The sequence below is a fragment of the Actinacidiphila cocklensis genome (assembly GCF_907177275.1).
Lineage (GTDB): Bacteria > Actinomycetota > Actinomycetes > Streptomycetales > Streptomycetaceae > Actinacidiphila > Actinacidiphila cocklensis.
Map to the genome: position 1 here is coordinate 1 of NZ_CAJSLV010000092.1, position 25,045 is coordinate 25,045.

Annotated in this window: 20 protein-coding genes; 8 read left to right on the forward strand and 12 right to left on the reverse strand. The window is 73.1% G+C overall.

Going from position 1 to position 25,045, the window contains the following annotated elements; translation table 11 throughout:
• From kdpB to kdpF, 3 genes are all read right to left on the reverse strand, one after another.
• The coding region (gene kdpB, locus NFU81_RS32360; protein ID WP_251498125.1) for a potassium-transporting ATPase subunit KdpB at nucleotides 1-1,623 on the reverse strand (1,623 nt) is incomplete at its 3' end.
• A complete protein-coding gene (gene kdpA / locus NFU81_RS32365) occupies nucleotides 1,623-3,287 on the reverse strand; it encodes a potassium-transporting ATPase subunit KdpA (RefSeq protein ID WP_251498129.1) in 1,665 nt (554 codons plus the stop codon). The genes kdpA and kdpB, both read right to left, overlap by 1 nt.
• Nucleotides 3,287-3,376 carry a K(+)-transporting ATPase subunit F gene (kdpF, locus tag NFU81_RS32370; protein ID WP_251498132.1) on the reverse strand — a complete coding sequence of 30 codons (90 nt, stop codon included), beginning with the start codon at nucleotides 3,374-3,376 and terminating at the stop codon, nucleotides 3,287-3,289. Before kdpF ends, kdpA begins: the two co-directional genes overlap by 1 nt.
• A gap of 295 nt (nucleotides 3,377-3,671) precedes the next feature.
• On the opposite strand from kdpF, the gene NFU81_RS32375 reads away from it, so the two are divergent.
• Together NFU81_RS32375 and NFU81_RS32380 are read left to right on the forward strand one after the other, a co-directional pair.
• A complete protein-coding gene (locus tag NFU81_RS32375; protein ID WP_251498134.1) occupies nucleotides 3,672-4,031 on the forward strand; it encodes a hypothetical protein in 360 nt (119 codons plus the stop codon).
• 87 nt (nucleotides 4,032-4,118) lie between these two features.
• Nucleotides 4,119-5,006: an aldo/keto reductase gene (locus tag NFU81_RS32380; protein WP_251498137.1), complete on the forward strand. Its 888-nt coding sequence runs from the start codon at nucleotides 4,119-4,121 to the stop codon at nucleotides 5,004-5,006.
• 130 nt (nucleotides 5,007-5,136) lie between these two features.
• On the opposite strand, the gene NFU81_RS32385 is transcribed toward NFU81_RS32380, so the two are convergent.
• Together NFU81_RS32385 and NFU81_RS40885 are read right to left on the reverse strand one after the other, a co-directional pair.
• On the reverse strand, nucleotides 5,137-5,838 hold the full coding sequence (locus NFU81_RS32385; protein WP_251498140.1) for a response regulator: 702 nt from the start codon (nucleotides 5,836-5,838) through the stop codon (nucleotides 5,137-5,139).
• Entirely contained in the window at nucleotides 5,835-7,223 is a 1,389-nt protein-coding gene (locus NFU81_RS40885) for a sensor histidine kinase (protein ID WP_274036847.1), read from the reverse strand. The genes NFU81_RS32385 and NFU81_RS40885 overlap by 4 nt, the downstream gene beginning before the upstream one ends.
• A gap of 216 nt (nucleotides 7,224-7,439) precedes the next feature.
• Between NFU81_RS40885 and NFU81_RS32395 the strand changes: the two genes are divergently transcribed.
• The 4 genes from NFU81_RS32395 to NFU81_RS41435 all read left to right on the forward strand — a co-directional run bounded on the left by NFU81_RS32395 (nucleotide 7,440) and on the right by NFU81_RS41435 (nucleotide 13,004).
• Complete coding sequence (locus tag NFU81_RS32395) at nucleotides 7,440-8,213, forward strand: ABC transporter ATP-binding protein (RefSeq protein WP_251498143.1); 774 nt, start codon at nucleotides 7,440-7,442, stop codon at nucleotides 8,211-8,213.
• Nucleotides 8,210-10,609, forward strand: coding sequence for an ABC transporter permease (locus NFU81_RS32400; protein WP_251498146.1), 2,400 nt, complete (start codon nucleotides 8,210-8,212; stop codon nucleotides 10,607-10,609). The genes NFU81_RS32395 and NFU81_RS32400 overlap by 4 nt, the downstream gene beginning before the upstream one ends.
• Nucleotides 10,610-10,744: 135 nt before the next feature.
• Nucleotides 10,745-11,044, forward strand: a complete 300-nt coding sequence (locus NFU81_RS32405) for a zinc-ribbon domain-containing protein (protein ID WP_251498151.1) — start codon at nucleotides 10,745-10,747, stop codon at nucleotides 11,042-11,044.
• A gap of 88 nt (nucleotides 11,045-11,132) precedes the next feature.
• Nucleotides 11,133-13,004: a SpoIIE family protein phosphatase gene (locus NFU81_RS41435; RefSeq protein WP_422665345.1), complete on the forward strand. Its 1,872-nt coding sequence runs from the start codon at nucleotides 11,133-11,135 to the stop codon at nucleotides 13,002-13,004.
• Between the two features lie 94 nt (nucleotides 13,005-13,098).
• On the opposite strand, the gene NFU81_RS32420 is transcribed toward NFU81_RS41435, so the two are convergent.
• The 3 genes from NFU81_RS32420 to NFU81_RS32430 all read right to left on the reverse strand — a co-directional run bounded on the left by NFU81_RS32420 (nucleotide 13,099) and on the right by NFU81_RS32430 (nucleotide 17,060).
• Nucleotides 13,099-15,123 (reverse strand): S53 family peptidase, encoded by a 2,025-nt coding sequence (locus NFU81_RS32420; protein ID WP_251498154.1) that lies wholly within the window; start codon nucleotides 15,121-15,123, stop codon nucleotides 13,099-13,101.
• Nucleotides 15,124-15,279: 156 nt separating this feature from the next.
• Complete coding sequence (locus NFU81_RS32425) at nucleotides 15,280-16,089, reverse strand: polysaccharide deacetylase family protein (protein ID WP_251498157.1); 810 nt, start codon at nucleotides 16,087-16,089, stop codon at nucleotides 15,280-15,282.
• A 110-nt stretch (nucleotides 16,090-16,199) separates the two neighbouring features.
• Nucleotides 16,200-17,060 carry an oxidoreductase gene (locus NFU81_RS32430; RefSeq protein WP_251498160.1) on the reverse strand — a complete coding sequence of 287 codons (861 nt, stop codon included), beginning with the start codon at nucleotides 17,058-17,060 and terminating at the stop codon, nucleotides 16,200-16,202.
• Nucleotides 17,061-17,273: 213 nt separating this feature from the next.
• Between NFU81_RS32430 and NFU81_RS32435 the strand changes: the two genes are divergently transcribed.
• Complete coding sequence (locus NFU81_RS32435; RefSeq protein WP_251498163.1) at nucleotides 17,274-18,671, forward strand: FAD-dependent oxidoreductase; 1,398 nt, start codon at nucleotides 17,274-17,276, stop codon at nucleotides 18,669-18,671.
• Between the two features lie 4 nt (nucleotides 18,672-18,675).
• On the opposite strand, the gene NFU81_RS32440 is transcribed toward NFU81_RS32435, so the two are convergent.
• The 4 genes from NFU81_RS32440 to NFU81_RS32455 form a co-directional block, all read right to left on the reverse strand.
• Nucleotides 18,676-19,233: a GerMN domain-containing protein gene (locus tag NFU81_RS32440; protein WP_251498165.1), complete on the reverse strand. Its 558-nt coding sequence runs from the start codon at nucleotides 19,231-19,233 to the stop codon at nucleotides 18,676-18,678.
• On the reverse strand, nucleotides 19,230-20,660 hold the full coding sequence (locus NFU81_RS32445; RefSeq protein WP_251498750.1) for a sensor histidine kinase: 1,431 nt from the start codon (nucleotides 20,658-20,660) through the stop codon (nucleotides 19,230-19,232). Before NFU81_RS32445 ends, NFU81_RS32440 begins: the two co-directional genes overlap by 4 nt.
• A 29-nt stretch (nucleotides 20,661-20,689) precedes the next feature.
• Nucleotides 20,690-21,406 carry a response regulator transcription factor gene (locus NFU81_RS32450; protein WP_251498168.1) on the reverse strand — a complete coding sequence of 239 codons (717 nt, stop codon included), beginning with the start codon at nucleotides 21,404-21,406 and terminating at the stop codon, nucleotides 20,690-20,692.
• 84 nt (nucleotides 21,407-21,490) lie between these two features.
• A complete protein-coding gene (locus NFU81_RS32455; protein ID WP_251498171.1) occupies nucleotides 21,491-22,801 on the reverse strand; it encodes a polysaccharide deacetylase family protein in 1,311 nt (436 codons plus the stop codon).
• Nucleotides 22,802-22,987: 186 nt separating this feature from the next.
• Here NFU81_RS32455 and NFU81_RS32460 point away from each other — a divergent pair, with 186 nt between their 5' ends.
• On the forward strand, nucleotides 22,988-25,042 hold the full coding sequence (locus NFU81_RS32460) for a transglycosylase domain-containing protein (protein WP_251498175.1): 2,055 nt from the start codon (nucleotides 22,988-22,990) through the stop codon (nucleotides 25,040-25,042).
• Nucleotides 25,043-25,045 lie beyond the last annotated feature (3 nt).

A 25,045-nucleotide genomic window follows, 5' to 3' on the forward strand; every position in this document is an offset into this window, starting at 1 on the left:
CTTGCCGCCGGCCTGCTCGCGCTTGATGAGGGCCATCTTGTCCTCGGGGGTGGCCTCGGCGAGGAAGTCGTCGACGCCTGCCTCCTCCGCGATGGCCTTCGCGGTCAGCGGGTTGTCACCGGTGATCATCACCGTGCGGATGCCCATCCGGCGCAGCTCGTCGAACCGCTCCCGCATACCGGCCTTGACGACGTCCTTCAGGTGGATGACGCCGAGCACGGTCGCCGTGGTGGTCCCGCCCCGGTGCACGACCTCGCCGACGACCAGCGGGGTGCCGCCGCCCGCGGCGATCGCGTCGGTCATCGGGCCGACGTCCTGGGTGGGGTGGCCGCCGTTGTCCCTGATCCAGTGCATGACCGCGGAGGCGGCGCCCTTGCGCAGCTCCCGCCGGTCGCCGTCCTCGGTCAGGGTGACGCCGCTCATCCGGCTCTGCGCGGTGAAGGGCACGAACTCGGCCTGGCTGCCCAGCTCCCGGCCGCGCAGCCCGTACTTCTCCTTGGCCAGCACCACGATGGAGCGGCCCTCGGGGGTCTCGTCGGACAGCGAGGAAAGCTGGGCTGCGTCGGCGAGTTCGTCGAGGGTGACCTTGCCGACCGGCAGGAACTCGGCGGCCTGGCGGTTGCCGAGGGTGATGGTGCCGGTCTTGTCGAGCAGCAGGGTGTTGACGTCGCCGGCCGCCTCGACCGCGCGGCCGGACATGGCAAGGACGTTGCGCTGCACGAGGCGGTCCATGCCGGCGATGCCGATCGCGGACAGCAGCGCGCCGATCGTGGTCGGTATCAGCGCGACCACGAGGGCGACCAGGACGACGATGGACTGCTCGGCGCCCGCGTAGATGGCCATGGGCTGCAGGGTGACGACGGCCAGCAGGAAGACGATGGTCAGCGAGGCGAGCAGGATGTTCAGCGCGATCTCGTTGGGGGTCTTCTGCCGGGAGGCGCCTTCGACCAGGGCGATCATCCGGTCGATGAACGTCTCGCCCGGCTTGGAGGTGATCTTGACGACGATCCGGTCGGACAGCACCCTCGTACCGCCGGTGACCGCCGAGCGGTCACCGCCGGACTCGCGGATGACCGGCGCGGACTCGCCGGTGATCGCCGACTCGTCGACCGAGGCGATGCCCTCGACGACGTCGCCGTCGCCGGGGACGATCTGCCCGGCCTCGACCACGACGTGGTCGCCGAGCTTGAGGCCCGCGGCGGGTACGGACTCCTCGCGCACGGAACCTGTCGTGCCCGGCCGCCAGTCGACCAGGCGGCGTGCGACGGTCTCGGTCCTGGTCTTGCGCAGCGTCTCGGCCTGCGCCTTGCCGCGGCCTTCCGCGACGGCCTCGGCGAGGTTGGCGAACACGACGGTCAGCCACAGCCACACGGTGATGACCCAGGCGAAGACGCTGGGGTCCTTGATCGCGAAGACGGTGGTGAGGACGGCGCCGGCCTCGACGACGAACATGACCGGGTTCTTGGCCATGACCCGCGGGTCGAGCTTCCTGACCGCCTCGGGGAAGGAGGTGAGCAGCTGTTTCGGGTCGAGCAGCCCGCCGGAGACGCGGTGCGGTTCCGGGTGGCGGGCGGCTTCGCCGCCGGACGGGACCGGCTGCGGCCGGTCGGTGGTCAGGGACATCAGTGCAGACCTTCCGCGAGCGGACCCAGCGCGAGGGCCGGGAAGTAGGTGAGGCCGACGACGATCACGATGACGCCGGTGAGCAGGCCGACGAACTGCGGCCGGTGGGTGGGCAGGGTGCCCGCGGTGACCGGGACCGGCTGCTGCCTGGCCAGGGAGCCGGCCAGCGCCAGGACGAAGATCATCGGGAGGAAGCGGCCGAACAGCATCGCCAGGCCCAGCGCGGTGTTGTACCAGTGGGTGTTGACGCCGATGCCGGCGAACGCGGAGCCGTTGTTGTTGGCGGCGGAGGTGAAGGCGTAGAGGACTTCGGAGAAGCCGTGCGGCCCGGAGTTGAGCATCGAGGCGCGCTCGCCCTTGAGCGACATCGCCGCTCCGGTGCCGATCAGCACGACCGCGGGGGTGGCCAGGATGTAGAGGGAGGCGAACTTCATCTCGCGCGCACCGAGCTTCTTGCCCAGGTACTCCGGGGTGCGGCCGACCATCAGGCCGGCGACGAACACCGCGATGATCGCCAGGACCAGGATGCCGTAGAGGCCCGAGCCGGTGCCGCCGGGCGCGATCTCGCCGAGCATCATGTTGAAGATCGTCATCCCGCCGCCGCCGGGCGAGAACGAGTCGTGGAAGGAGTTCACCGCGCCGGTCGAGGTCAGCGTCGTGGACGCGGCGAACAGCGCCGAGGCCCAGATCCCGAAGCGCTGCTCCTTGCCCTCCAGCATCCCGCCCGCCGCATGACCGGCACTGCTGCTGACGCTGTGCAGCTCGTTGACGGTGATCAGGGCGACCGAGGCGGCCCAGATCAGGCCCATCACGGCCAGGATCGCGTAGCCCTGCCGGTGGTCGCCGACCATCTTTCCGAAGGTCCGCGGCAGCGAGAAGGAGATCACCAGCAGCAGGTAGATCTCCAGGATGTTCGTGAACCCGTTGGGGTTCTCGAAGGGGTGCGCGGAGTTGGCGTTGTAGAAGCCGCCGCCGTTGGTGCCCAGCTCCTTGATGGCCTCCTGCGAGGCGACCGGGCCGCCGGTCAGCGACTGCTTGTCACCGACCAGGGTGCTGATCTCGTGGATGCCGTGGAAGTTCTGGATCGCACCGGCGGCGACGAGCACGATCGCGAAGACGAACGCCAGCGGCACCAGCAGCCGCACCACGATCCGGGTCAGGTCCACCCAGAAGTTCCCGACCCGGTCGGTGCGCTTGCGCGTGAACCCGCGGATCAGGGCCGCCACCACTGCGATACCCACCGCCGCGGAGACGAAGTTCTGCACCGCCAGGCCGGCCATCTGGACCAGGTGGCCCATCGTCGACTCGCCCGAGTACGACTGCCAGTTGGTGTTGGTGACGAAGGAGGCCGCGGTGTTGAAGGCCTGGTCCGCCTTGACGGGGGCGAAGCCCAGGGAGAGCAGCAGGTGGTTCTGCAGCCGCTGGAAGCCGTAGAGGAAGAGGACCGAGACGACCGAGAAGGCCAGGACGCTGCGCAGGTAGACCGGCCAGCGCTGGTCGGCTTCCGCGTCGACGCCGCCGAGCCGGTACAGGCCCTTCTCCACCGCGAGGTGCTTGGTCGTGGTGAGGATGCGGGCCATGTAGTCGCCCAGCGGGCGGTAGGTGGCGGCCAGGGCCGCGATCAGCACGGTGATCTGGAGCCAGCCCGCGAGAGTGCCGTTCACTAGAACCTCTCGGGGAAGATCAGGGCCAGCACGAGATAGCCGAGCAGGCAGCAGGCCACGACGAGGCCGACGACGTTCTCCGCGCTCACAGCTTCTCGACCCCCTTGACCACAAGCGCGAGCACGGCGAAGACCGCGATCGTCACGGCGATGAACACGAGATCGGACATTTTCGGCGGCACCCCAGGTGGTGATGTGCGGAGCGGGCCAGGTCCGGCCCCGTTCCATACGGTCACCCCGCACACGCGTGCGGGCGCGTTCGTTAACGCTTCCCTGGCGCGGGAGCCGTGGCCATTGACGTGCCCTTGACGGTTTGCGGCCGCCGGGGGCGGGCGTACGCTCGGACGTGGTACGAAAGCCGGGCAAAACGGGCGGAGGCGCGACGATGACGAGGTTCGGAACGCGGCGCCTACCGGTGGCGGACCCGATGGACCCGGTGGAAGACGTCGATCCGGAGGCGGGCCACCGGCGGGCGCTGGTGCTCAGCGAGGTCGCCGCGGAAGGCCCTATCGGGCTCTTCCGCGTCCTGCGCCGGGCCGCCTCGGGTGACACCGACGCGGCGGGCATACGCGTCTCAGGACTGGTCCGCGCCCTCCCGGGCGTCACGATGCTCGACTCCCACGACTTCCTGCTGCGTGCCCACATCCGCGACTCCGACCTCGCGGGCGACCTCACGCCGGGCCAGCGGGTGGCCCTGGTCTCGGTCGTCGACCGCACCCAGCATTTCGACGAGCCGCGCGCATAGGGCGGCCGGGAGCGGAAATACGAGGGGCGGCGGGGGACGTTGTCTGGTGTTCGTCAGCTCAGTCCGCCTCCGCGAGGGAGCAACCCCGTGTCCGAATCCACCACCGGCCCCGCCGCAGCAGCGGCCCTGGCCTCCGGAAGTTTCCTGCTCGGCGGGGACCTGCCCGTCACCCGCCTCGGGTACGGCACGATGCAGCTGACCGGTCCCGGGGTGTGGGGTGACCCCGCGGACCCCGAGGAGGCCCTGCGGGTGCTGCGCCGCACCGCGGAGCTGGGCATCAACTTCATCGACACCGCCGACGCCTACGGCCCCTTCACCGCGGACCTGCTGCTGCGCAAGGCGCTGCGCCCCTACGCCGACGACCTGGTCATCGCCACGAAGGCGGGCTTCGCCCGCACCGGACCCGGGCAGTGGGTGCCGCTCGGGCGGCCGGAGTTCCTGCGCCAGCAGGTCGAGCTGAGCCTGCGCAACCTGGGCCTTGAGCGGCTCGACCTGCTCCAGCTGCACCGCATCGACCCGAAGGTGCCGGTCGCCGAGCAGGTCGGCGAGCTGGCCGCGCTGCAGCGCGAGGGCAAGATCCGGCACATCGGGCTCAGCGAGGTGACCGTCGCCGAGATCGAGGAGGCCGGCGCCACCGCGACCATCGCCTCCGTGCAGAACCGCTTCAACCTCGCCGACCGCGCCTCCGAGGACGTCCTGGACTACGCCGAGGCGCACGGCATCGCCTTCATCCCGTGGTTCCCGCTGGCCACCGGCTCCCTCGCGGGACCCGACAGCCCGATCGGCCGGATCGCCGCCGACCGCAAGGCCGCGCCCTCCCAGCTGGCCCTGGCGTGGCTGCTGCGCCGCTCCCCCGTCGTGCTGCCGATCCCCGGCACCTCCTCGGTGGCCCACCTGGAGGAGAACACCGCGGCCGCGGGCCTGGTGCTCACCGACGAGGAGTTCCAGGCCCTGGAACACGCCACCGCCGCCTGACCACCGCACCCCCACACGCCCCCGCAGGCCAGGGGCGTGTGGGGGTACCCCCAGGCGAATCCCTGGAGGCGGAACCGCGCGACCGGCCCGAGCGGCGCCCGAGACGCGGAGCACCGCGTCGGGCAACCCCTCAGAAGTGCGGCGTGCCCCCGGCAGGGGAACTCGCGCCCGGGGTGATCAGGCCGGACTCGTACGCCGCCACGACGGCCTGCGCGCGGTCGCGCAACCCGAGCTTCGACAGGATGCGCGTCACGTGCGTCTTGACCGTCGCCTCGCTCACCCCCAGCGCCCGGGCCAGCTCGGCGTTGCTCAGGCCGCCCGCCAGCAGGCGGAGGACCTCCAGCTCGCGCGGGGTGAGCGCGGCGAGGTCGCGGTGGACGGAGGAGCGGCCGCCCGTGGCGGAGAACCGCTCGACCAGGCGCCGGGTGATCGCCGGGGCGAGGAGCGCGTCGCCGGCGCGGACCAGGCGCACCGCGGCGACCAGGTACTCCGGCGTCACGTCCTTGAGCAGGAATCCGCTCGCCCCCGCCGCCAGCGCCGCGTAGACGTAGCGGTCCAGATCGAAGGTCGTGAGGATGACGACCCGCGGCTCGTCGGGGGTGCGGCCGGTGAGGATGCGGCGGGTCGCTTCGAGGCCGTCGAGGCCCGGCATGCGGATGTCCATGAGCACCAGGTCGGGCCGGGTGCGGCGGACCGCCTCGACGGCCTCCTCGCCGTCCGAGGCCTCCGCGACGACCTCGAAGCCCGCGGCGGTGAGGATCATCCGGAAGCCGGTGCGTACCAGGCCCTGGTCGTCGGCGATGACGACCCGCAGGGGCGGCTGCGCGTTCATGCGTCTCCTACCGGTATGACGGCCCGTACCCGGTAGCCGCCGGTGATGCGGCGCCCCGCGTCGAGGGTGCCGCCGTAGACGGCGAGGCGTTCGCGCAGGCCCATCAGGCCGCGCCCGTTGCCGGAGCCGGCGGTCGGCGAGGGGGTGCCGCCGGTGTCGGCGACCTCGATGCGGACCTCGCCCGGCAGGTAGTCGACGCTGATGGTGACGCTGGCCCCCGACGCGTGCTTGACGGTGTTGGTGAGGGCCTCCTGCGCGACCCGGTAGGCGGCCAGGTCGACGCCCGCGGGCAGCGGGACGGGGGCGCCGGTGACGGCCAGCTCGACCGGGATGCCGGTGCCGCGGACCCGCTCGGCCAGCACGCCGACCTGCCCGAGGCCCGGCTGCGGGGCGAGCTCGGCGCTCTCCGCGTCGGCCGGGTCGGACGTCATGGCGAGCAGGCCCATCACATGGCGCAGCTCGGCCATCGCGGCCCGGCCCGCGGACTCCACCGCGAGCAGCGCCTCCCGGGCCAGCTCCGGCTCCGTGGCCAGCACCGTACGGGCGGCCCCGGCCTGCACGGTCATCATGCTGACGTTGTGGGTGACGACGTCGTGCAGCTCGCGGGCGATCCTGGCACGCTCCATGTCCACCGCCAGCCGGGTCGCGGCCTCCTTCTCCGCCTCCATGCTGCGCAGCCGCTGCCGCCAGGTGTGCACGGTGTTCGCGGCGAGCCCGACCGGCACCAGCACCGCGAAGGGCACGAAGCCCGGTGCGATGTCGGGCACGTTCAGGTCGTGGAAGGTCCCCATCAGCACCCCGCCGACCAGCAGCGCGACCATCGCCAGCCGCCGGTAGGGGCTGTAGAGGGCGGCGCTGTAGGCGGCGATCAGGCAGGCCACGAAGGTGAAGACGGTCGGGGTGTCCGCCTCGTGCAGCCGCCAGGTGTGCTGCTCGGCGGCGTGGAAGACCAGGGTCGCGGCCATCACCGACGCGTAGGCCGCGACCGGGTAGCGGCGGCGCAGCGCCAGCGGCAGCGCGGTGAGCGCGGCCAGCGCCAGCAGCCACAGGGGTGCGGAGGTCAGCGTGCCGTGGTCGGGGGCGACGAGGTAGGGGTATTTGACCGAGCCGGGCCGCGGCACCGGAGGCACCGGCGGAGGGGGCGGCCCCGGCGGTCCCTGCGGCCCGAAGGGGCCGCCCCTGGCGGGGTCGTCGATCGGGACGTCGCCGCCCGCACCGTGGGCGGTGGCGTAGACGGTGGTCGCGGCGAGGAAGACCGCCAGCACCACGTCGGCCACCCACGCCCAGCGCGACAGCCGCTGCGGGCCGTCGGGCGCGGGCGGCGCCGGGCGCAGCAGCGGTGCCAGGGCCGCCCTGACCCGGGCGGCGAAGGGCGGGGTGGTCACCGGCCCAGTGTGCCCAACCGGCGTGACCTGGTACATCCCCCGGTGGGCCGGTGCGGGCCGGGCGGCGTACGACTTGCGCGTACACCCCTGGGATGACGCCGGTGCCCGTCCGCCCACTGCGGTACCCGGTGTCCACAGGCCGGCCGACGCGGCGCCCGCCGGGCCGACCCTAGCGTCGGCGTACCGCACGACAGGCCCGATCGGGGGAGGAACCACGTGAGCAGTACCACGAGCGTCATCGACATCCGCGAGGTGCGGAAGAGCTACGACGACGGCCCGGCCGCGCTCGACGGTCTGTCACTGACCGTCAGGGCGGGCGAGGCCCTGGCCGTGCTCGGCCCCTCCGGCAGCGGCAAGTCGACGCTGCTGAACCTGATCGCGGGCCTCGACAAGCCGACCGAGGGCAGCGTCACCGTCGACGGGGTCCGGGTGGACGGCCTCGGCGAGACCGGCTCCGCGCGCTTCCGGCGGGAGCGGATCGGCATGGTCTTCCAGTTCTTCAACCTGCTGGACGACCTGACGGTGACCGACAACGTCCTGCTGCCCTCCCAACTGGTCGGCGCCGGGCGGGCGCAGGCCCGGGCGCGGGCCGCCGAGCTGCTGGAATACCTCGGCATCGCCCGGCACGCCCGTGCCTACCCGGGGCGGCTGTCCGGCGGTGAGCGGCAGCGGGTCGCGGTCGCGCGGGCGCTGATGAACCGGCCCGCGCTGCTGCTCGCCGACGAGCCGACCGGCGCCCTGGACACCGCCTCGGGCGCCGAGGTCCGCGCGCTGCTCACCGAGCTGAACAGCGACGGCCAGACGATCCTGCTGGTCACCCATGACCTGGCGCTGGCCGCGGCGTGCGCGAGCCGCACCATCGAGCTGGTCGACGGGCGCATCGTCCGCGACACCGGCAGCGGCGGCCGCGCACCGGACCTGCAGAGCGGCACGGCAGGCGGTTCCGCGGCCGGTTCCGCGGCCGGCGGCTCCTCGGCGGTGGCCCGATGAGCGCGCTCGGCAAGGTCGTACGCGCCGGCGTCGGGCGGCGCCGGGTGCAGACCGTGGTGATGGTGCTGACCACGATGCTGGCGGTCACCGCCTCGATCATGGCCGGCGGCCTGGTCGTCGCCTCGCAGGCGCCCTTCGACCACGCCTTCGCCAAGCAGCGCGGCGCGCACCTGACCGGGCGCTTCGACGGCGGCAAGGCGACGTCGGAGCAGGTCGCCGCGACCGCGCACCTGCCCGCGGTGACCGCTGCGGCCGGCCCCTTCGCGGTGGTCACCGCGACCCCGCAGTTCGGCGAGGGCGGGCTGGTCATGATGATCGGCGAGGCGCCGCTGACGATCGCCGGCCGCGCGGCCGCGGGCGGCCCGGTCGACGCCGTCACCCTCACCAAGGGCCACTGGGTCACAGGTCCCGGCCAGATCGTGCTGACCGTGCCGGAGGACGGCCCCCGGATGGGCGAGGTCGGCGGCACCCTCAGTTTCCCCGCGCTGCCGGGCAGGCCGTCGCTGACGATCGTCGGCTACGCGCGCTCGGTCAGCAGGACCGCGGACGCCTGGGTCGCACCCGCCGAGATCGCCGCGCTGACCAGGCCGGGCGCCGCACCCGCGTACGAGATGCTCTACCGCTTCGCGCACGCGGGCACCGGCGCCGGCATGGCCCGCGACAAGAACGCGCTGGCCGCCGCCGTGCCGCCCGGCGCGCTCAGCGGGACGCTGTCGTACCTGACCACCAAGCACGCCGCCGACCGGGAGACGGCGACCTTCGTGCCCTTCATCGTGGCCTTCGGGGTGCTGGGCCTGGCGATGTCGGTGCTGATCATCGGCATCGTGGTCAGCGGCGCGGTCAGCGCGGGCACCCGGCGGATCGGGGTGCTCAAGTCGCTCGGCCTGACCCCGGGCCAGGTCGGCAGGGCCTACGTCGGCCAGGCGCTGATCCCCGCGTCGGCCGGCACCGTGCTGGGCGTCGTCCTCGGCAACATCGCGTCCGTACCGCTGCTCGCGCAGGCCTCCGACGCGTACGGCGCCGCGCCGCTGACCGTCGCCTGGTGGCTGGACCTCGCGGTGCCCGCCGGGGTGCTCGCGCTGGTCGTGGCCAGCGCGCTGGCGCCCGCGCTGCGGGCGGCCCGGCTGCGTACGGTCCAGGCGCTGGCGACCGGCCGCACCCCGCAGGTCGGCAGGGGCCGGCTGGCGGCGCGGGCGGCCTCCCGGCTGCCGCTGTCCCGCGCCCTGACGCTGGGCCTGGCAGGACCCTTCGCCCGGCCGGCCCGCTCGGCGACCATCTGGGCCGCGGTCGCCTTCGGCGCGGTCGGCGTGACCTTCGCCTTCGGGCTCGGCTCGTCGCTGTCCGCGATCCAGGACGGCGTGAACCGGCACAACCCGGGGCAGGTCTCCGTCAGCACCTTCGCGCCGCCGCCCGTCGATGCAGGCTCCGGCGCGGGCACGGACGCAGGCCCGCCGCCCCCGCCCGAGCCGGTCAGCGCCGACACCGCGGCCGTCGCCCGGACGATCGCGGCGCAGCCGGGCACCGCGGGCTCCTTCGGCACCGTCGAGCAGCAGGCGACCTTCGCCGGCATCCCGGGCGCGGTGCGCGTCACCGCCTACCAGGGCGACTCGTCCTGGGGCGGCCTGCAGATGGTCTCGGGCCACTGGCTCGACGGGTCCCGGCAGATCGTCGTCGGCCGGCGCTTCCTGGAGGCGACCGGCAAGCACGTCGGCGACAGCGTCACCCTCGAAGGCGACGGGCGCAGCGTGGCGGTCCGTGTCGTCGGCGAGGCGCTGACCGTCGACGACGACGGGATGCACGTGGCGGCCGACACCGGGTCCTTCACGGCGCTGGGCCGCACCCTGCGGCCCGACACCTACGAGGTGCACCTCGCGCCCGGCACCGACCGGGCCGGCTACCTCCAGGACCTCAACACCGCCCTGAAGCCGCTGGGCGTCGAGGGCCGCGCGCAGGACAACCGGATCAGCTCCACGATCATCGCGATGGACACGATGATCGCGATGCTGACGGTGATGCTGGTCGCCGTCGCCGGGCTCGGCGTGCTCAACACGGTGGTGCTCGACACCCGCGAGCGGGTCCACGACCTGGGCGTGATGAAGGCGCTCGGCATGGCGCCGCGCCAGACCGTGGCGATGGTCGTCACCTCGGTCGCCGGCATCGGCGCGGTCGCGGGCCTGATCGGGGTGCCGCTGGGCATGGCCCTGCACGGCTACGTCATCCCGGCGATGGGCAGCGCGGCCGGCACCCGCATCCCGCCGGCCGACCTGCACGTCTACCACCCGCTGCCGGTGCTGCTGCTGGCCCTGTCGGGGCTGGTCATCGCGGTGGCCGGGGCGCTGCTGCCGGCGACGTGGTCGGCCCGTACGCCGACCGCGACGAGCCTGCGCACGGAATAGCGGTCAGCGGCGGCACGGCGTGCCCGCCGCGATTTCCGCCCCGGCGATATCCGGTGCCGCCCCCGGATATCGCCGGGGTGTCCGGGTGCGGCACACTCTCCTCGGACAGCACACTGATTCGAGGGGGGAATTCACATGATCATATTCGGCACCAAGGGATATCTGTACACCCTGGCCATGATCACGCTGGTCTGCGGACGCTGCGGCAACCCGGCCGCGCACTCGCTCAAGAAGCGCGTCACCAAGTTCTCGCTGTTCTTCGTGCCGCTTTTCCCGATCAACACCAAGTACGTCACCCAGTGCACGTTCTGCGGTGCCGCGCAGCAGTTGTCGAAGGAGCAGGCCGAGCAGCTGCAGGCCAGCGCGCAGCAGCCGCACCAGCAGCCGCAGTACGGCCAGCCCGCCGTGCACGACCACCAGCACCCGACCGCCTGAGGCCGTCCCCCATATCGCGCAGGACGGGTACGCCCGGCAGACTCGGTAACCGGGGCAGCGCCTGGCCCGGGGGCAGGAGGTGGTTGGCATGAGCGGCAGTCCGCTGCTGACCGTGCGCGGCGTCTCCAAGCGGTTCGGTGCGGTGCAGGCCCTGAGCGACGTCGACCTCACGATCGACGAGGGCGAGGCCGTCGGCCTGGTCGGCAGCAACGGCGCGGGCAAGTCCACGCTGGTCAAGGTCATCTCGGGGGTGACACAGGCCGACGAGGGCGTCATCGAGTGGCGCGGCCGGCCGGTCGACCTGCGCCGGCCCCAGGACGCCCTGCGGCTGGGCATCGCCACCATCCACCAGGACCTGTCGCTGTGCGACAACCTCGACACCGTCGAGAACCTCTTCCTCGGGCGCGAGCTGCGCACGCTGGGCATGCTCAGCGAGATCAAGATGGAGAAGCGCGCCCGCACCCTGCTGGACTCGCTGTCGATCTCCATCGGGAGCCTGCGCGTCCCGGTCGCCTCGCTGTCCGGCGCCCAGCGCCAGGGCGTCGCCATCGCCCGCGCGCTGATCGGCGAGCCCCGCCTGATCATCCTCGACGAGCCGACCGCCGCCCTCGGCCCGCGCCAGGCCGCCCGGGTGCTGGAACTGGTGCAGCGGCTGCGCGACCACCACCTCGGAGTGCTGCTGGTCAGCCCCGAGATGGAGGAGGTGCGGGCGGTCGCCGACCGGATGGCGGTGCTGCGGGTCGGCCGCAACACCGGCTTCTTCGACGTCAAATACACCACCCAGGAACAGATCGACGCGGCCGTCACCGGCAACACGGCGATGGCGGTCAACCTGCAGCAGAGCCTGCTGCCGCACGGCCCGCCCGAGCAGAACGCGCTGGACGTCGCCTTCCGCTACCTGCCCGCGCAGGCCGGCGTCGGCGGCGACTGGTTCGACGTCATCCCGCTGGCCGGCGCCCGGGTCGCGGTCGTGGTCGGCGACATCGTCGGGCACGGCATGCACGCGGCGGCCACCATGGGACGGCTGCGGACGGCCGTCTTCAACTTCTCGATGATCGACATGCCGCCCGACGAGCTGCTCGCGCACCTGGACGACCTGGTCGGCCGGATCGACAAGGACGAGGCGGCCCCCGGCGGGATCGGACCGCCCGGCGCCGGCGCCCCGATCGCCGGCGCGACCTGCCTGTACGCGATCTACGACCCGGTCACCCGGTACTGCCAGCTGGCCAGGGCCGGGCATCTGCCGCCCGCGCTGGTCCACCCCGACGGCAGCGTGGAACTGCTCGACGTGCCGGCCGGGCCGCCGCTGGGCCTGGGCGGGCTGCCCTTCGAGGCCATCGAGCACCGGCTGCCCGAGGGCAGCCGGCTGGTCCTCTACACCGACGGCCTGGTCGAGGACCGCACCACCGACATCGACGTCGGCCTCGACCGGCTGCTGACCGCCCTGGCCGGGCCGGCCGGCCGTACGACCGAGGAGACCTGCGACGCCGTCATCACCGCGATGATGCCGGCCGCCCCCAAGGACGACATCGCGCTGCTGGTGGCCGAGACCCGCGCGCTGCCCGACAGCCGGATCGCCCGCTGGGACGTCCCCACCGACCCCTCGGCCGTCGCCGCCGTACGCAACGCCGCCGCCGGCCAGCTCGCCGCCTGGGGCCTGGACGACCTGGCCTTCACCACCGAGCTGGTCCTCAGCGAGCTGATCACCAACGCGATCCGCTACGCCACCGGGCCGATCGACGTGCGCCTGCTGCTGGACCGCAGCCTGATATGCGAGGTCGCCGACGCGTCGAGCACCTCACCGCACCTGCGGTACGCGGCCACCACCGACGAAGGCGGCCGCGGCCTCTTCCTGGTGGCCCAGCTCGGCGAGCGCTGGGGCACCCGCTACACCAAGGCCGGCAAGATCATCTGGGTGGAGCAGCGGCTGCCCCGCAACGCCGTCGTCCCCCCGCGCTGACCCGCGGCCCCGCCGCCTCAGCCGGCCAGGACGCGGACCGGCCCGGCGGAGAGGGGATCTCCGCCGGGCCGGCCGGGGTGCTGCGGGGCAGGGGTTACCTGCGGCCGCCCGTCAGGTACGACAGGGTCGGCGTGCCCAGGCCCGTGGCGTTGTCGTAGCCGCGGACCGCGTTGAGCGAGGTGTCCTGGCCGAAGGCGACGAGCCGCGCGGTCAGGGAGCCGTTGATCACGCCGAAGTCGACGATGCTGCTCAGCGGGGTCCTGGCGTGCTGCGCCGCGTTCTCGTCCACCACGTCGCGCAGCTGGCCGGGGTGCGCGTACAGCAGCGGGTTGGCGAAGCCGATGGCGTGGTGCCTGGCCTGGAGCGCGTCCGCCTGGACCGCGGCGAACTCCGGGGACGACACGCTGGTGCCGCCGTAGCCGCCCTCGCTGTAGTCGGCGCCGTCGGATATGCCGACCAGCACCGAGGTGTAGAGGTCGCCGACCATCGAGACGTCGGGCGTGACGCGCTTGGCGGCACGGCTGTGCGCGCCCGTCATCAGGGTGTGCGACAGCGAGTCGGGCACCGAGCCGCGCTGGTACGCCGGCTGCGCGAAGTCCTCGCTGGTGCCGCCGCCACCGCCGAAGTAGAACGGCGCGGGGACCGCCGGGACCCAACTGGTGCCGTCCGCCGACAGGTTGGAGCGCAGGGTGCCCATGTCGGTCTCGAAGCCGTAGCTGCCCGACTTGCTGTCGATGCCCAGCGCGGTACCGCCGACCGAGGTCACCCACGGGTCGGAGTCGGGCCAGTTGGCCTGCGCGCGGGCGGTGTCGGGCTGGCAGTTGGCGCCGGTCGCGGCGGCCAGCGGGCTGCTGTCACCGCAGTCGCCCGCGGAGAAGCCGATGCCGATGCCCTCGGCCGCGGCCTGCTTGAACACCTGCTCGTACGCGGCGATCTCGGATGCGGAGACGTCGAGGTTGTCCGTGGTGTGCATGATCTCGCCCCACGAGTTGGAGACGACATCCGCCAGGTGCTGGTCCACGATCGTGGTGATCGCGCTCAACAGGTCGTCGTCGTTGCAGGAGTCGGCCCCCACGTAGACGACCTTGGCGTCGGGCGCGAGTCCGTGCGCCATCTCGACGTCCAGCGCCTCCTCCGGCGCCCAGCCCTCGGGTCCGCCGCACAGGTCCTGGTCCCGCCACTGCGACGGGTCGACGTGCTCGGTGTACTGGCCGTTCCTGAACGCCTTGTCACCGTGGTTGACCGCGTACTGGTCGGCGTCGGCGAGCATCGTCGAGCTGCCGTACGCGTCCACGATCGCGATCGTCGCGCCCTTGCCGGTCAGCCCCGACGCGGTGATGCCGTACGCCTTGCGCAGCTGCGAGGGGTAGAACGAGCACTGGTCGAAGGGCGTCGCGCCCTTGGAGTAGCCCGCGGGACCCGCCGTGGTGGACTTCTGGCCCCAGTAGTCGGAGCAGGTCGCGGTGGTCGGCAGGGTGCCCCCGGACTTCTGCACCAGGGTGCCCTTGGCGGCCGCGCCCGGCGTGTCGTCGACCCGGATCGAGTCGGGCCTGGCCCGGGTGCCCGCCGAGCTGAGGCCGTTGACGCCGAGGATCGCGGACGACACCGACGCGGGGACGGTGACGTCGCGGGCCGGCGCGTGCCGCAGCTGCCCGCCCACCCGGTACTGGTGGATGGCGGTGCCGAAGGCCTTGGTGATGGCCGCGTCGGTGCCGCGCACGGTGATCGCGTGCTCGGTGCTGCCCACCACCTTCAGGCCCGCACCGGTCGCCCAGGCGGTGACCGCGTGGATCTGCGCGGACGTGGCGCCGAACCGCGCCTGGTACTGCGCAGGACTGAGGAACTGCCCGTAGCTCGCGCTCGCCGGGTCCGAGACCGCGGTGGCGTACGCGGTCAGGCCCGCGGGGTCCTGGCCTGCCAGGTAGACGGTGCCGGTGATCTCGGTGCCGGCCGGCACGGAGCCGGCGTCGCCGGCCGGGGTCGCCCATGCGGGGTGGCTGCCGGCGATCGTCTTCGCGGCCGGCGCCGCGGCGCCGGCGGCCGCCTGCGAGGGACCTGCGGCCAGCAGTGCGCCGGACGCCATGGCGAGCGAGGCCGCCGCGACCACGGCGGCCCGCACTGCACGGGGTTTTTGTATGTCGGTGATGACTACTCCAACGTGTGGCTCGGTACGGGACTTGACCGTTCGGAGACCGTTCTGCATGGTCACCGGGCTGTAGTGTGCACGCCACACGAAGGCGGAGGGAACCGCGGACCGTGGTCCTTAGCTGGACCTTTACTTGTAGACGGCGCCGGGCTGCGGAGTGCCCGGGGCCAGGAGCTGCTTGACGGTGACGAAGGTGTAACCGCGGGCCTGGAGCGTGGAGATGATCGCGGGGACGGCCGCGACGGTGCCGTTGTAGCCCTTGCCGGTCGGGTCGACCAGGTCGTGCAGCAGGATGATGCCGTCCCGTCCGGTCTTCTTGAGTATCCGCTGGGCTATCAGCTGCGAGTCGGTGGTCTTGTAGTCGGCGCCGTCCGCGCTCCAGACGACCTCCGCCATGCCGAGGTCCTTGGCGATCGCGGTGACCGTGCCGCTGGTGCGGCCCTGCGGCGGGCGCAGCAGCGTCGGGCGGACGCCGGTCACCTTCTCGACGGCGTCGCGGCCCTCGGTGATCTCCTTGCGGACCTCGGCCTTGCTGATCCTGGTGAGTATCCGGTGCGACCAGGTGAGCGTCTCGACCTCGTCGCCCTGCGCGGCCATCGCCCTGACCATCTCGGGGTGCTTCATCACGTGGTTCTTGCCGAGCGTGAAGAAGGTGGCGTGGATGTGGTACTTGTCCAGCAGGTCCAGGATCTGCGGGGTGCGGACGCTCGGCCCCGCGTCGAAGGTCAGGGCCACGCACTTGGCCTTGCGGCAGTCGACCGTGCCGCCGCCGGGACCCGGGGCGAAGGCGGCGGCGCCGCTTGCCGCGACGTGGTCGCGGGCCTTGGCCGGGCTCGTCGCGTCGTAGCCGTTGCAGCCGGCCAGGCCGGCGGCCGCGAGCCCGGTGGCCAGCAGCGCGGCCAGGGTGCGGACACGGCGTGCGGTACTGGTGCTCCGCATGCGGGAGTTCCCCCTCCTCGTGGTGGATCGCCCGCCCTGGCGGACCGCGAGGAACTATACACATCGCGTATAGCTGACCCGCCCCGGGGGGCTCCCGCGGAGCGCGCGGCTCAGACCGCGTTCAACTCGGCCACCGCGTCGGCCGGAAGGACCAGGTCGGCGGCGGCGATGTTCTCCCGCAGGTGCGCCACCGACGACGTACCGGGGATCAGCACCGTCGCGGGGGAGCGCTGCAGCAGCCAGGCCAGTGCCGTCTGCTGGGGGGTCGCGCCGACGCGGGCGGCGACGGACTCCAGGGTCGCCGACTGGATCGGGGTGAAGCCGCCCAGCGGGAAGAACGCGGCGAAGGCGATGCCTTCGGCGGCGCACCGGTCGAGCAGCGCGTCGTCCGCGCGGTTGGCGATGTTGTAGAGGTTCTGCACGGTCACCACCGGGGCGACGGCCTGCGCCTCGGTGAGCTGCTCGCCGGTGACGTTGCTCAGCCCCAGGTGCCGGATCAGGCCCTGCTCGCGCAGCTCGGCGAGCACCCCGAACTCCTCGGCCAGCGGTGCGCTGCCGGGACCCTCGATGCCGCCGACCCGCAGGTTGACCACGTCGAGCGCGTCCAGGCCGAGCCGCCGCAGGTTGTCCTCGACCTGCCGGCGCAGCGACTCGGGCTCCAGCGCCGGCAGCCACGCGCCCTTGCTGTCGCGCCGCGCGCCGACCTTGGTGACGATGTGCAGGTCCCCGGGGTACGGGTGCAGCGCCTCCCTGATCAGCTCGTTGACGACGTGGGGGCCGTAGAAGTCGCTGGTGTCGATGTGCGTCACGCCGAGGTCGACGGCCGTACGCAGCACCGCGAGCGCCTCGTCGCGGTCCTTCGGCGGCCCGAACACCCCGGGTCCCGCGAGCTGCATGGCGCCGTATCCCATACGGCTGAGCGTCAGGCCGGGAGCGGGGGTGAACACCCCGCCGGAAATCGTGCCGGTCATGTGGAAATGCCTTTCGTGGTGTCCCGGGCTCGTCCCCGGACACCCTCCAGCTTCACCCGTCACGGGCCCGTGGGGCAGTACCCCGATGATCCTGGGAGTGGCACTCCCCCCTTGGGGCCGACGGCCTCCCCCCGCGCCACCCCGGGGTTGCCGCCCCGCGGCCCGGGGTGCGAACGTTGGGGCCGGCGTGAGGTGGGAGAAAGGGGAGGTCGGATGGGGGTGGAACGCGGGCCGCGGAGGAAGGCGCTGGTGATCGGCGGGAGCCTCACCGGGATGCTCGCCGCGGCCGCGCTGGCCGAGACGATGGAGGTGACCGTCGTCGAGCGCCACGAGATGCCGCACGGGCCGCTGCCGCGGCAGGGCGCGCCGCAGGCGCGGCACGCGCACCTGCTGTGGTCGGGCGGCGCGCGGGCGATCGAGGAGCTGGTGCCGGGTGCGACGGAGCGGCTGCTCGCGGCCGGCGCACGGCATATCGCCGTTCCGCGGGACCTCGTCGTGCTGACCTCGGGCGGCTGGCTGACCCGCTTCCCCGAGCGGCAGTACTTCCTGGCGTGCACCCGGGACCTGGTCGACTGGGTGGTGCGGGACCTGGTGGGCAGGAAGGCCAGGGTGCGGACGCTGCCGGGGCATGCGGCGGTGGGGCTGCGCGGCACCACGACGCAGGTCACCGGGGCGCTGGTGCGCGGCGGCCGGCGTGAGGAGACGGTGGAGGCCGACCTCGTGGTCGACGCGAGCGGGCGGGCCTCGGCGATGCCGCGCTGGCTGGACCGGCTGGGGCTGGCCGCGGTGCGCACCGACGTCGTGGACTCCGGGCTGGGGTACGCCAGCCGGCTCTTCCACGCGCCCCCGGGCCTCGGCGACTTCCCCGCGATCAACGTGCAGGCCGACCCGCGGCAGCCCGTGCCGGGACTGAACGGCACGATCCTGCCGGTCGAGGACGGCCGCTGGCTGGTGACGCTGTCCGGTACCAGGGGCGGCCGGCCCGGCGGGGACGCGGCGGCCTTCGAGGACTTCGCGCGGAGCCTGCGCCACCCCGTCATCGGCGACCTGGTCTCCCGGGCCACCCCGCTGACCGAGGTGACCGTCTCGCACAGCACCGCCAACCGGCGCCGCCGCTACGAGCGGATGCGGGTCTGGCCGGAGGGTCTGGTGGTGCTGGGCGACGCGCTGGCGACGTACAACCCGCTGTACGGGCACGGGATGTCGGTCGCGGCCCGGCACGCGCTGCTGCTGCGCGGGCAGGTGGCGCGCAACCCCGGTCCCGGGCTGGCCCGGCGGGTGCAGCGGGCCGCGGCCCGGGCCACCGACGCGGCCTGGGCGCTGGCCGGCACGCAGGACCTGCGCTACCCGGGGGCCGAGGGCCGCAGCCCTGGACCGCTGGGCGCGCTGATGACCGGCTACACCGACCGCCTGATGCACGCCGCCACCCACCGGCGCGGCGCCTCGCACGCGCTGGTCGACGTGCTGAGCCTGTCGGCCGGGCAGGCGGCGGTGCTGCGGCCCGACGTGCTGGCGACCGTCCTCAACCCGGTGCGCCAGGAGCCGCCGCAGGAACCGCCGTTCACCGAGGAGGAGCGGTCGCTGATGATCTCCCTGTTCACCCGCCGCTGAGCCGCTACCCGGGCGGCGAGGTCGGCCCCCCGCCGGGTTTCGACGGCCAGGGCTCGGTGAGGGTGGTGCACGAGTCGCCGCCGGTCCGCCCGGACACGGTGACGCCCTGGGCGGTCACGGTGACCTCCGGGGGGCCGGCGTCGTCCGGCAGGCCGGGGTCGGGGTTGGCGAGGACGGTGCAGACGATCTGGTCGACGGCGGTCCTGGTGACCTCCGAGGCCGGGGCCGGCAGGTCGACGGTCACGGTGCCGCCGCGGGTGCGGACGGTCGCGGCGGTCGGCGGCAGGTCGGTGGTCAGGCCGAGCATCTTCTCCGCGAACATGCCGGCGCCCTTGAACAGCATGCCTACGGCCGCCTCCGCGTCGACCTCCGTGTCGGCCGGGCGGTGCACGGTGGCCAGTGACCCGTCGTCGGCGCGGACGAAGTAGAGGGTCACGTCCTGGTGCACCCCCGCGGCCGGTTCGCCGGCCTCGACCACGCCGGTGGTGGGGATGCCGCAGCCGGCCAGCAGGCCCGCGAGCAGCAGGCCCGCGAGCGGCCCGAGGGCGGTGCGGGCCTTCACCGGTCCCGCCGCAGCGGCAGGGCGACGGTGAAGACGGCGCCGCCTTCCGGGTGGTTGGCGGCGGTGATGGTGCCGCCGTGCAGGTGGACGTTCTCCGCGGTGATGGACAGGCCGAGGCCGCTGCCCTCGGTCCTGGTGCGGGAGGTGTCTGACTTGTAGAAGCGGTCGAAGACGTGCGGCAGGACGTCGTCGGGTATGCCGGGGCCGCTGTCGACGACCTCGATGACGGCCACCGGGCCGGCGCCGGGCGCCTCGTGCACGGACATCGCGAGGCGTACCGGCTCTCCGCCGTGCCGCAAGGCGTTGCCCGCCAGGTTGGCCACGATCACGTCGAGCCGACGCGGGTCGACCCGGCCGCGGGCGGTGTCGGGCGGCGGGAGCAGGGTGGCGAGGGTGTCCTGCCAGCCGCGGGCGGCCAGCGAGCGGCGGACCGACTCGGCGAGGTCGACCTCGTCCAGGTGCAGGTCGGCGGCGCCGGCGTCGAAGCGGGACATCTCCATCAGGTCGTCGACGAGGCGGGCGAGTTTCACGGTCTCCTGGCTGATCAGCCGTACCGCGGTGGCCGTGTCGGGGTCGAGCTGCGCCGCGTCCTCGTCGAGGACGTCGGTGACGGCGGCCATCGCGGCCAGCGGGGTGCGCAGCTCGTGCGAGACGTCGGCGGCGAAGCGGCGGGCGCGGGCCTCCATCCGGCGCAGTTCCGCGACGGACTCCTCCAGCGCGGCGGCGGTGTCGTTGAAGGTGTGCGAGAGGTCGGCCAGCTCGTCGGAGCCGTTGACGGCGAGACGGGTCTCCAGGTGGCCCTCGGCGATGTCCCGGGTCGCCCGGCGCAGGGCGCGTACCGGCCGCAGGACGCCGCGGGCGGCGAGCAGCGCCAGCAGCACCGCGACCACCAGGGCGGGCACGGTGGCCCGTTCGACCGCGGCGACCAGCGCGTCGACGTAGCCCTGCTCGCTGTCCTGCGAGACGGTCAGGAAGACCGCGAGCCCGGAGGAGTCCGCGGAGCCGTCGAAGGGCGTGCTGCCGAAGCGGACCGGGATGCCGACGACGAGGGCGGGGCCGTGGTCGGTGGACACCCGCTGGAAGACGGTGGCGGCCTTGGTGCGTACCGACTCGCGCATCTCCCGGGTCAGCTCGGCGAAGGTGTCGCCGGGCCGGGAGGTGGCGGTCATGCCGTCGTAGCTGGCCATGACCCGCCAGTTGGCGGTGCGCTGGGTGTGGGACACCCCGGTCGCGAAGCTCAGCAGGTCGGTGCGGCTGGGCGGGAAGGCGACGCTGGGGGCGAGGCTGTCGACGCCGTCCCTGAACTGGGTGATCACCGTGTCCTGGCCCTGCTGGAGCAGGTCGGTGCGGGCGGCGCGGAAGGTCAGCGCGCCGGTGGTCACGGTGGCGACGACGGCGACCAGCGCGAAGGCCACCACCAGCCGCATCCGCAGGCCGCCGCGCAGCAGCGGACGCCTCACCGTGCGGCCGGCCGCGGCGGCTGCGTGAACCTGCTGAACTGGTAGCCGAAGCCGCGGACCGTGCGGATGAAGCGCGGCTGCCCGGGAGGCTCGCCCAGTTTGGTGCGCAGCCGTTTGACGCAGGCGTCCACCAGCCGCGAGTCGCCGTGGTAGCTGTGCTCCCAGACCGCTTCGAGCAGCTGCTGGCGGCTGAAGACCCGGCCGGGCGAGGCGGACAGGAGCAGCAGCAGCCGCAGCTCCGAGGGCGCCAGCGGGACCGGTACGCCCTGCCGGGCCACGGTCAGCCCCGCCCGGTCGATGGTGAGGTCGTCGTGCGTCTCGGGCTGCGGCATCCCGTCGCCGCTGTCGGGGCCGCCGACCCGGCGCAGCACCGCGCGTATTCGCGCGTCGAGCACCCGGGCCTGCACCGGTTTGACGACGTAGTCGTCGGCGCCGGCCTCCAGCCCCACGACGATGTCGACGTCGTCGCCCCTGGCGGTGGCCATGATGATCGGCACCTGGCTGTCGGCCCTGATCCGGCGGCACACGTCCAGCCCGGTCATCCCCGGCAGCATCAGGTCGAGCACCACCACGTCGGGCCGGAAGGACCGCAGCCGGTCCATCCCGTCCTCGCCGGTGGCGACCGCGGCGACGTCGTGGCCCTGCCTGCGCAGTGCCAGCTCGACGCCCTCGCGGACCGCGCGGTCGTCCTCGATGAGCAGCAGTCGTGGCATGACCTCAGTATCCGTATGCCGGGGCCAAACCCTGGGAATTGTTACGGGACGATCACAAAACCCCGGTGGGGTGCCCGGTGTGTGTCACTTCACGAAGGCCGACCAGTCCGGCGACTCGGCCGGGTCCAGGGTCCGCAGCTTCGCCAGGACGGCCGGGTCCTGCACGTCGAGCCAGTCGCTCAGCTCCTTGAACGACACGCACTGCACGTCCTTGCGGTGGCACACGTCCTTGACGACGTCCTCGACGGCCTGCATGTAGATGCCGCCGTTCCAGGTCTCGAAGTGGTTGCCGATGAAGAGCGGGGCGCGGCTGCCGTTGTAGACCCGCTCGAAGCCGTTGAGGTAGCCCTGCCGCGCCTGCTTCTCCCAGGCGGGGTACTTCGCCGGGTCGCCCTCGGTGACGTCGCCGCCGGACTGGTTGTAGAGGAAGTTGAAGTCCATCGACAGCACCTGGAAGTCCTTTTGCGGGAACGGCATCAGCTGCAGCGGGAAGTCCCACACCCCGTCCTTCCTCACCGGCCAGATCTGGAAGTCGCCGGGTGAGCTGGCGTCGTAGCGCCAGCCGTTCGCCTTCTCGGCGGGGAGCAGGTTCTTCTGGCCCTCCAGGCAGGGGGCGCGGCCGCCGGCGAGTTCCTCGGAGTAGTCGAAGGGCAGCGGCGGGATGTCGGTGAAGCCGGTGTCGGTCTTCCAGTGCTCCACGAAGGAGTAGGCCTGCGCTATCTCGCTGTCCCAGTCGGCGGTGCTCCAGTTCCCGCCGCCGCCGGGGTCGGGGGCGCAGAAGTGCCCGTTGAAGTGGGTGCCGATCTCGTCGCCGTCCTCCCAGGCCTGGCGCAGCTCCGACAGCGTCCACCTGATGTGCTCGTCGGTGGGGAAGTCGATGGCGGAGGTGCCGGGGGAGTGCTGGGGCGGCTTGTACAGGCTGCGCTTGCCGTCCGGCAGCAGGTAGATGCCGCTGAGGAAGAACGTCATGTGGGCGTCGTTCTGCGCGGCGAGCTTGCGGAAGCGGGAGAACAGGTGGTCGTCGTTCTCCAGGGCGCCGTCCCAGGAGAAGACCACGAACTGCGGCGGCTTCTCGCCGGGTTTGAGCTTGTGCGGGGTCGGCTGGTTCGGCTGCGGCCCGGTGTCGGAGGTCGAGCCGTCGCCGATCACCCGCACCTTGCCGTCCCACTCCGGGGTGACGGACGCCTTCTGCGGCGCCTTCTTCTGCGGCGCCAGGACGGCACGCTCCTGCGCGGGCGCCGCGCTGCCGTGGCCGCCGGAGCCGCCGAGGCTCACGGCCGCTGCCGTACCGAGCAGGCCGGTGCACAGCACACCGCAGAGCAGGGCGGTCCTGCGACGGTTGCGGCCGTCGCCGCCGCGCACGGGCAGAAGGCGTCGTATCCGGGCAGCGCTCATGGGGCCGACCCTGCGATCCGTACGTGACCGCCCCTGGACCGAAGTGTCACAGAACCGCAACTGCCCCTCACGCCACGGCTGTTACAGAGCTGTCGCCATCCCATCCCAGTCCCGCCCCATTCGCGCTCCTACGGTTGCGGCGGCCAGGGCGAGAGCCCGTATCGAGACCGTCCGGGGGGTGGGGACATGGCACTGCGCCGGCGGGTGCCCGGCAGGGGCGCGAGCGACCTGCCGCCGGGCGGGGACGCGGGTGCGGCCGGAGGAGTCCCCTTCGGCCGGTGGTGGCGTGCCGCCCGCGGCCGGCTCGGCGCACGGCTGCCCGCGCGCCTGCGGGTCCTGCGGCCCCGCTACCCCCGCCCGGGGCGGCGCGGGGTGCGGCGGTGGGTGCCGTCGGTACGGCAGGCGCTGCTGGCGGTCTGCTGGGTGCTGGCCCTGCTCGTCGGCCTGATCGGCTACGGCTACCAGCGCACGAGGATCCCCGCCGACCTCAACGCCTTCGCCACCCAGCAGGACAACGTCTACTACTGGGCCGACGGCACCGAGATGGCCAGGGTCGGCCCGGTCGACCGGCAGTCGATGCCGCTGGACCGCATCCCCACGGACGTCCAGTGGGCGGTGCTCGCCGCCGAGAACGCCTCCTTCTACTCCGACTCCGGCATCTCGCTCAAGGGCATCGCCCGGGCGGTGACCGACATGGCCACCGGCGGGGACACCCAGGGCGGCTCCACCATCACCCAGCAGTACGTGAAGAACGTCTACCTCAGCCAGAGCCGGACGCTGTCGCGCAAGGTCACCGAGATGTTCATCGCGGTCAAGCTGGACCGCAGGATGAGCAAGCAGCAGATCCTCGACGGCTACCTCAACACCAGCTGGTTCGGCCGCGGCGCCTACGGGGTGCAGCGCGCCGCCAAGGCCTACTACGGCAAGGACGTCTCGCAGCTGAACGCGAGCGAGGGCGCCTTCCTCGCCACCCTGCTCAAGGGCGCCGGGCTCTACGACCCCGCGGTCAGCCCGGCCAACCACCGGCGTGCGGTGGCGCGTTGGAAGTGGGTGCTGGACCGGATGGTGACGATCGGCAGGATGTCGGCCGCCGAACGCGCCACCTACACCGTCTTCCCCGAGCCGAAGCCGCCGCCGCGGCCCGCTGGGCTCAGCGGGCAGACCGGCTACCTGGTGGACACCGCCCGGGCGTACGTCTCCGCGCACAGCGGCATCTCCGACGAGGAGTTCGACCGCGGCGGCTACCAGATCTACACCACCTTCGAGCGCCCCCGGGTGCAGGCGCTGGCCACCGCGGTCACGCAGCAACTGGCGGCACTGGACCCGGCACAGCGGGCCGCCGACCGCGACGTGCGGGTCGGCGCCGCCTCGGTCGGCACCGACGGCCGCATCCTGGCCCTCTACGGCGGACCCGACTACGTCAAGCAGGGCTTCGACGACGCCAACATCGGGATCGTGCCGGTGGGTACGGCGTTCGCGCCGCTCGTCTACGCGGCCGGACTGCGCGACGGCGTGCTGCTCGACCGCGACGCACCCCGTACCCCGGTCACCCCCGACTCGCTCTACGACGGCGACGACAAGGCGGCCGTCACCACCCCCGAGGGCCCCTACTGGAGCCGGGACGGCAAGATCGTGCGGGCCGCCAACGACGGGCACCGCTCGTACGGGCAGATCACCCTGCGGGAGGCGGTGGCGTCGTCCGTCAACGGGCCGATCGAGCAGCTCGGCATGGACGTCGGCCTGGACCGGGTGCGCCGCGCCTCGATCGACGCGGGGCTGCTGCCGGACAGCGGATTCGGCGCGCAGACCCCGGACTTCTCGCTCGGCACCGCCACCCCGAGCCCGATCAGGATGGCCGGCGCCTACGCCACCTTCGCGGCGGACGGCGTCCACACCGCCCCCTACTCGGTGCTGCGCGTCACCCGCGACGGCGAGCGCATGCCCCTGCAGTCCCCCGCCGTCACCCACCCCTTCACCGCCGAGGTGGCCGGCGACGTGACCGCGGCGCTGACCACCGCCCCCGGCCGGGCCGGCACCGCGGGCACCGCACTCGACAACACCTCGGCCTGGTACGTCGGTTACACCCCGAAGGTGTCGACGGCCGTGGCCCTGTTCCGTATCGAGCCGAAGTCCCAGCAGCTGGAGCCGCTGACCGGCACCACCGGCAGCCGGGTCCGCGAGCACACCGGAAGCAGCTACCCGGCGGCCATCTGGTCGCACTACGTGGCGGCGGGAACCTGACTC